This window comes from Streptomyces sp. SID3343 (assembly GCF_009865215.1).
Classification (GTDB): Bacteria; Actinomycetota; Actinomycetes; order Streptomycetales; family Streptomycetaceae; genus Embleya.
Genome location: NZ_WWJX01000946.1, coordinates 1 through 223, shown reverse-complemented (window position 1 = coordinate 223; position 223 = coordinate 1). Strand labels below are relative to the sequence as shown.

At 77.1% G+C, this 223-nt stretch carries 1 protein-coding gene; it reads right to left on the bottom strand.

What is annotated here, in order from left to right; translation table 11 throughout:
• Positions 1–223, bottom strand: a 223-nt coding sequence (locus GT354_RS29195) for a hypothetical protein (RefSeq protein ID WP_161359364.1), incomplete at both ends; no start/stop codon positions are given.

Genomic DNA, 223 nt, shown 5'->3' with positions numbered 1-223 from the left:
CTCGGGCAGTACGAGTACGCGGCCCGGTCCCAGTTCGCCGCCGAGCGCGGGGGTGCCGGCCCGTACCGCCGGTGCGCACAGCCGGTCGACGAACGCCGACACCACCGCGTCGGGCCCGGTGGCCACCACCACCCGCCACGGTCCCGGCGGCAGGTCGGCGGCGATGTCGTGGGCCAACTCGGCGGGCGTCGTGCGCTCGCCGGTGAGCAGCAGGCGCAGCAAC